General features: G+C 71.7%; 1 protein-coding gene and 1 pseudogene. Both read right to left on the reverse strand.

Annotated features, from left to right (window positions below):
* Window positions 1–319, reverse strand: a pseudogene (locus ACR2JA_RS12170) (EamA/RhaT family transporter); the annotation flags it as partial.
* Window positions 313–1,785: an aldehyde dehydrogenase (NADP(+)) gene (locus ACR2JA_RS12175; protein ID WP_434009345.1), complete on the reverse strand. Its 1,473-nt coding sequence runs from the start codon at window positions 1,783–1,785 to the stop codon at window positions 313–315. The gene ACR2JA_RS12175 and the pseudogene ACR2JA_RS12170, both read right to left, overlap by 7 nt.
* Between the last annotated feature and the right edge of the window lie 161 nt (window positions 1,786–1,946).

Here is a 1,946-nt window from a genome sequence, read left to right on the forward strand (position 1 = left end):
CGTAGAAGAACACGTATTGCAGCGCGGTCTGCGCCAGCCCCAGCAGGCCCAGCTGACCCCACTGCGCTGGGGCCAGCGCCAACACGCGCTTGCCCATCAGCCGCGCGATGACCAGCAGCAACCCGCCCGCAAGCAGAAAACGCCAGCCCGCGAAGGCCAGCTGCGCCGCCGTGTCGTCGCGCGCGATGCCCAGCAGCGCGTACCCGCCCTTGATGGCCGGGTACGCGCTGCCCCAGAGCAGGCAGCACAACGTCGCGAGCAGCACGACGTTGCGCGGGCGGCTGAAGACGCTGGTGGCGTGGGCCTGGGCGCTCAGCACGGAACGCCGCCGCGCGCCACCAGCCAGGCCGGCGCGTCCTGCAGGCAGTCCGGGCGCAGGAAGCGGTTGAGCGCCGCGTCGCCGACCGAGGTGGTCATGGGCGCGGTGCTGGCGGGCCAGGGGCCGCCGTGCTGCTGAGCAGCGGTGACGGCCACGCCGGTGGGCACACCGGCGAACAGCACACGGCCGGCGATGGCGGTGGCGCTGCGCACCAGGGCGCGGTTCTGTTCGGTGTCGTCGTCGGCGCCCCAGAGGGTCACCGTCAGGCTGCCGGCCACGGCGGCCAGCACGGCCTGCACCTGGGTCAGGTCGGCGCAACGCACGATGAGGCTGGACGGGCCGAACACCTCTTCGCGCAGTTCGGCGCGTTCGATGAAGCGCTGGGCGCTGACCTGCAGCAGCTGCGGGCCGGGCGCGGGCGCCGCGCCCTGGCCTTGCAGCAGCGACAACGCGCCCGCATCGAGGAAGTGCCTGATACCGGCGTCAAACGCGGTCTTCATGCCGGCGGTCAGCATGGGGTGCGGCTGCTGTTTGGACAGGGCCAGCACCAGCTGTTCGGTGAAGGCGTCGGACTCCGGGCCATCCACCAGCACCAGCAGGCCGGGGTTGGTGCAGAACTGGCCGCAGCCCAGGGTGATGGACCCCGCCAGCGTGGTGGCCAGCTCGGCGCCCTTGGCGGCCAGCGCGGCGGGCAGCGCCACCAGCGGGTTGATGGCACCGAGTTCGCCGTAGAACGGGATGGGGCGCGGGCGGGCGTTGGCTTCGGCCTGCAGGGCCAGGCCGCCTCGGGTGGAGCCGGTGAAGGCGCCGGCGGCGATCAGCGGGTGGCGGATGAGCTGCACGCCCACCTCCACCGCCGCGCCCTGCACCAGGCCGATCAGGCCGGCGGGCAGGCCCTGGTCCTTGAGCACGCGCTGGATCAAGCTGAACACCTGCTGCGACAGGCCGGGGTGTCCCGGGTGGGCCTTGACGACCACCGGGCAGCCGGCGGCCAGGGCCGAGGCGGTGTCGCCGCCCAGCACCGAAAAGGCGAACGGGAAATTGCTGGCCGCGAACATGGCCACCGGGCCCAGCGGCACGCGCTGCAGCCGCATGGCCGGGTGGCCCACGGGCGGCGCGCCGGCCACGGCCGTGTCGTCCACCTGTTCAAACGGCACGCCGCGGGCAGCGATGTCGGCAAACCGGCGCAGCTGGAAGGTGGTGCGGTCGAGTTCGCCGTTCAGGCGCACCGGGCCGAGGGCGGTTTCGAGGTCGGCCCAGGCGACCAGCTTCTCGCGCTCTCCTTCGAGCGCTGTGGCCAGGCCCTGCAGCAGGGCTGCGCGCTGGGCACCGCTGCTGGCGCCCCAGGGCGCGGCGGCGGCGCGCGCGGCCTGCACGGCGGCGTCGATCTGCTCGGGGGTGGAGGTGGCAAGGGGCTGGCCGTGGGTTTCGCCGGTGCGGGCGTTGACGGATTGCAAGCTGCTCATGAAACGCTTTCGAGGGAGGTGATACCGATACAGGCAGGAGTAGTTAACAGTTGTCTGACAACTTATAACGATAAATCAAAATGGTCGACGGTGTGGTTGAAGGGACAAAAAACCGCCCGTGGCTGGGCACAGAAGAAACCATCCGGCCGCCCCGGACCGCG

The organism is Hydrogenophaga sp. (assembly GCF_051007235.1).
Taxonomy (GTDB): Bacteria; Pseudomonadota; Gammaproteobacteria; order Burkholderiales; family Burkholderiaceae_C; genus Hydrogenophaga.